General features: G+C 71.3%; 7 protein-coding genes. All 7 read left to right on the top strand.

Annotated features, from left to right (window positions below):
- A partial coding sequence (locus B4E30_RS09260; RefSeq protein ID WP_286794936.1) for a methylated-DNA--[protein]-cysteine S-methyltransferase occupies window positions 1–270 on the top strand: 270 nt, incomplete at its 5' end.
- A gap of 77 nt (window positions 271–347) precedes the next feature.
- On the top strand, window positions 348–1,208 hold the full coding sequence (locus B4E30_RS09255; protein WP_286794934.1) for a helix-turn-helix transcriptional regulator: 861 nt from the start codon (window positions 348–350) through the stop codon (window positions 1,206–1,208).
- A 67-nt stretch (window positions 1,209–1,275) separates the two neighbouring features.
- On the top strand, window positions 1,276–1,617 hold the full coding sequence (locus B4E30_RS09250; protein WP_286794931.1) for a histone-like nucleoid-structuring protein Lsr2: 342 nt from the start codon (window positions 1,276–1,278) through the stop codon (window positions 1,615–1,617).
- 112 nt (window positions 1,618–1,729) lie between these two features.
- Window positions 1,730–2,014: a Fe-S cluster assembly protein HesB gene (locus B4E30_RS09245; protein WP_194384840.1), complete on the top strand. Its 285-nt coding sequence runs from the start codon at window positions 1,730–1,732 to the stop codon at window positions 2,012–2,014.
- 82 nt (window positions 2,015–2,096) lie between these two features.
- The gene (locus tag B4E30_RS09240; protein WP_286794929.1) at window positions 2,097–3,029 is read left to right on the top strand and encodes a metal ABC transporter substrate-binding protein; all 933 of its coding nucleotides are present in this window, start codon (window positions 2,097–2,099) and stop codon (window positions 3,027–3,029) included.
- Window positions 3,026–3,766, top strand: coding sequence for a metal ABC transporter ATP-binding protein (locus B4E30_RS09235; RefSeq protein WP_286794926.1), 741 nt, complete (start codon window positions 3,026–3,028; stop codon window positions 3,764–3,766). The genes B4E30_RS09240 and B4E30_RS09235 overlap by 4 nt, the downstream gene beginning before the upstream one ends.
- Window positions 3,763–4,286: metal ABC transporter permease (locus B4E30_RS09230; RefSeq protein ID WP_286794924.1), on the top strand; the 524-nt coding region annotated here is incomplete at its 3' end. The genes B4E30_RS09235 and B4E30_RS09230, both read left to right, overlap by 4 nt.

Here is a 4,286-nt window from a genome sequence, read left to right as displayed (position 1 = left end):
TGGGAGCAGGTGCGCGGCTTCACCCGGGCGGCGCTGCAGGCGGTGTGCGAGATCCCCTACGGCGAGACCGCCGGATACGGCGAGGTGGCGATCCTCGCCGGCCACCCGCGGGCGGCGCGGGCCGTCGGAACGGCCTGCGCCACGACCCCCTTCTCGATCGTCGTCCCCGTGCATCGCGTCGTGCGCGCCGACGGCTCGCTCGGCGAGTACGGGGGCCGGCCGGAGCTCAAGCGCCGGCTTCTCGACCTGGAGCGGGCGGGCAGCGTGTAGGCCGCCCACCCGCCCGCTCCCGGCACCGGTGTATCGTCGTCGCGACGGCGCCGAGGCCGTCCGACCGGTAGGTGCCCATGTCCGCAATCCGCACGCGCAGCAGCGATCAGGCCCTCGTCGAGCAGGCGGTGGTGACCCTCGCCCGGAGCTCGCCTCACACGGTCGCCTTCGGCGGCCTCGCCCACGACGGCGCCGTGCACGTCAGCGCGATCTCCGGCGAGCACGCGCAGTCGATCGAGGGACTGGTGGTGCGGGAGCATCGCGGTCTCGGCGGCCGCGCGATGGTGGAGAGCCGCCCGCGGCTCGCGCTGGACTACCGCACCTCGCGCACGATCACCCACGACTACGACGCGGCCATCCTCGGCGCCCGCATCGTCACCCTCGTCGCCGTGCCCGTGGTCGTCTCCGGGCGACCCCGCGGCATGCTCTATTGCGGATCTCGCCGCTCCGCCCCGATCGGCGGCGCGATCGCCCAGCCGACGATCGCCGCCGCCGACGACCTCGCGGCGCAGCTGCGCCTGCGCGACGATCTCGATCGGCGGGTGGCCACCATGCCGCCGGCCGATGCTCGCGACGCCGCCGCACTGCCGCCTGCCGCACGCGAAGAGGTGCGCGCGAGCTACGCCGAGCTGCGCAGCATCGCCGCCACGATCACCGACCCGGCGGTGCGCGATCGCCTGTCCCGCCTCGAACAGCGCTGGGCCGCTCTCGCCCGGGATGACGCCGTCGGCGACGGCCCGAGCGCCCGTCTGTCACCGCGCGAGATCGACGTGCTGGCATGTGCGGCGCTGGGAGCGACGAACGCGGAGATCGCTGCGACGCTCGCCCTGAAGGAGGCGACGGTGAAGTCGTACCTGCAGTCGGCGATGGGCAAGCTCGACGCCGGCACGAGGCACGCAGCGGTGGCTCGCGCCCGCCGCGCCGGCATCCTGCCCTGATCGCGACGGCGCGCCGCATGGCGAGGCGTTCATGGTCAAGTCGCGGCCCGCTCAGTAGGGTGGGCCCATGGCCCGCAGAATCGTGCACCAGCTCGTCGACGACCTGGATGGAAGCGTCCTCGAGGTCGGTGAAGGGGAGACGGTTCTGTTCTCCCTCGACGGCACCGCCTACGAGATCGACCTCACCGACGCCAACGCCGCCGCGCTCCGGGAGATCCTCGCCCCCTACGTCGACGCGGCGCGCCGCGTCTCGGGCGGGAGAAGCACCTCGTCGAGCGCCCCGCGACGCCGCAAAGCCGGCCAGGACTACGGCGCCGTGCGCGCGTGGGCGAAGGAGAACGGCTACCAGGTCTCCGACCGCGGCCGCGTTCCCGCGACGGTGCTCGAAGCGTACGAAGCCGCCCGCTGACGCGACTCGGCGAGTTTGGGAATCCCCTCCAAATGGGGCCATCCGCTTGCGGCGACGCCGGATTCTCGGAATCGTGGCCGGTCCGAACGTCCCGAACGAGAGGAGAGCTCCCATGCTCACGCTCACCGAGAACGCTGCCACGGCCGTCAAGACGATCATCGCCCAGCTGCCCGACGCCGACCAGGGCGGCGTGCGCATCCGAGACACCGGCTCCCAGGAGACCGGTTTCGAGCTCGCCGTCGCCTCGGCTCCCGAGAACGGCGACCAGGTGGTCGAGGACCACGGCGCACGCGTCTTCCTCGACAACGGCGCGAACACCGCGCTCGATGACCGCGTGCTCGACGCGGAGATGAACCAGGACGGCTCGGTGCGGTTCGCCATCGCCAGCCAGTCCTGACCCCAGGATTTCCGATCGGGCCCGGTGCGTTCAGCACCGGGCCCGATTGGCTTTTCGGCGCGCCGAATCCTAAAGTTTCGGTATGCCGAAATATTCGCGCGGGATGCTGGTCGCAGCGATGTCCGCCGTCGGCGCGCTCTGCCTGGCCGGCTGCTCCTCTGCGCCTGCGCCTGACACGCAGTCGGCGGCCGCGGACCGCCCGCAGGTGCTCACGACCTTCACGGTGCTCGCCGATATCGCGCAGAACGTCGCGGGAGACGACATCGAGGTCACCTCGATCACGAAGCCGGGTGCCGAGATCCACGGGTACGAGCCCACGCCCGGCGACATCCGAGCCGCGAGCGACGCCGACCTCGTCATCGACAACGGGTTGAACCTCGAAGCGTGGTTCGCGCAGTTCGTCGAGACCGTCGATGTGACGCACGTCGTCGTCTCCGACGGCGTCGAGCCGATCGACATCGCCGACGATGCGTACGCGGGCACGCCGAATCCGCACGCGTGGATGAGTCCCGCCAACGTGCAGGTCTACGTGGACAACATCGCCGAGGCCTTCGCCGACCTGGTCCCCGCCTCCGCCGACGCCTTCGCCGCCCGCGCCGACGACTACAAGGCCCAGCTGCAGCAGATCCAGGACGATCTGGACGCGCGACTGTCCGAGCTCGACGCCGACCATCGCGCCCTGGTCACGTGCGAGGGCGCCTTCAGCTACCTCGCTCGCGACGCCGGCCTCACCGAGCAGTACCTGTGGGCCGTCAACGCCGAGCAGCAGGCCACCCCGCAGCAGATTGCAGCGACGATCGAGTTCGTGCGCGACCGCGACGTGCCCGCGGTGTTCTGCGAGTCCACGGTCTCGGACCGGGCGATGCAGCAGGTGGTGGAGGCCACCGACGCGACGTTCGGCGGCATCCTCTACGTCGACTCGCTCTCGGAGTCCGACGGACCCGTCCCGACCTACCTCGACCTCATCCGCCACGACGTCGACACGATCGTGGCCGGGCTGACGAACGCGTCATGACCGCCGCGGTGCACGTCGACGAGGTGTCGGTCTCCTACGGGGAGATCCGCGCACTCGACCGGGTGTCCCTCACTCTCGACCGCGGAGGCGTGACCGGCCTGATCGGCATGAACGGGTCGGGCAAGTCGACGCTGTTCACCACGATCATGGGGATGCGGCGTCCCGACCACGGTCGTGTGAGCATCGACGGCGCCGCACCCGTCGCCGCCCGCAAGGCCGGTCGCGTCGGATACGTGCCGCAGAGCGAGGCCGTCGACTGGCAGTTCCCGGTCAGCGTGCACGACGTGGTGATGATGGGCCGCTACGCGCGGCAGGGCATCCTGCGGCGCCCTCGCCCCCGGGATCGCGAGGCCGTCGCGGGCGCACTCGACCGCGTCGGGCTCACCGACCTCGCCGACAGGCAGATCGGGCGCCTTTCCGGCGGGCAGCGCAAGCGCGCCTTCGTCGCCCGCGCGATCGCCCAGGAGGCGGAGATCCTGCTGCTGGACGAGCCGTTCGCGGGCGTCGACAAGGCGTCGGAGGCGACCATTGTGCGGCTGCTGCGCGATCTCGCCGCCGCCGACTGCGCGGTGCTGGTCTCCTCGCACGACCTGCACGCCCTCCCCCGGCTCGCCGACCACGCGGTGCTCCTGCGACACCGCGTGCTGTTCCAGGGTCCGGTCGCCGAGGCCCTCCGCCCCGAGAACCTCGCCCGCGCCTTCGGTCTGGATCCGCGCGATGACGGAGCCCCGGCATGAGCCTTCTCGATCTCATCCTCGAGCCGCTCCAGTACGACTTCATGGTGCGGGCGATCGCGACGACCGTCATCGCCGCGGTCGTGTGCGCGGTGCTGTCGTGCTGGCTGGTGCTCGTGGGGTGGTCGCTCATGGGCGATGCCGTCTCGCACGCCGTGCTGCCGGGGGTCGTCCTCGCCTACGTCGTCGGCGTGCCGTTCGCGCTCGGCGCCGTCGTCTTCGGCTTCCTCGCCGTCGGCCTCATCGGCCTGGTGCGCGGCACGAGCCGCATCAAGGAGGATGCCGCCATCGGCATCGTCTTCACGACCCTGTTCGCCGCGGGGCTCGTGATGATCTCGGTGACGCCGAGCCAGACCGACCTCAGCCACATCATCTTCGGCAACATCCTCGGCATCTCCGCCGCCGAGCTCGTGCAGATCGCCGTGCTCGCGGCGGTCGCCTTCGTCGTGCTGTTCGTGCGACGCCGCGACCTCACGCTGTACGCCTTCGATCCCACCCACGCTCACGCGATCGGGCTGTCGCC

This window comes from Microbacterium sp. UBA3394 (genome assembly GCF_002358725.1).
Taxonomy (GTDB): domain Bacteria; phylum Actinomycetota; class Actinomycetes; order Actinomycetales; family Microbacteriaceae; genus Microbacterium; species Microbacterium luteum.
Note: the sequence above shows the minus strand (reverse complement) of the source record. Positions and strands in the feature narration are given on the sequence as shown.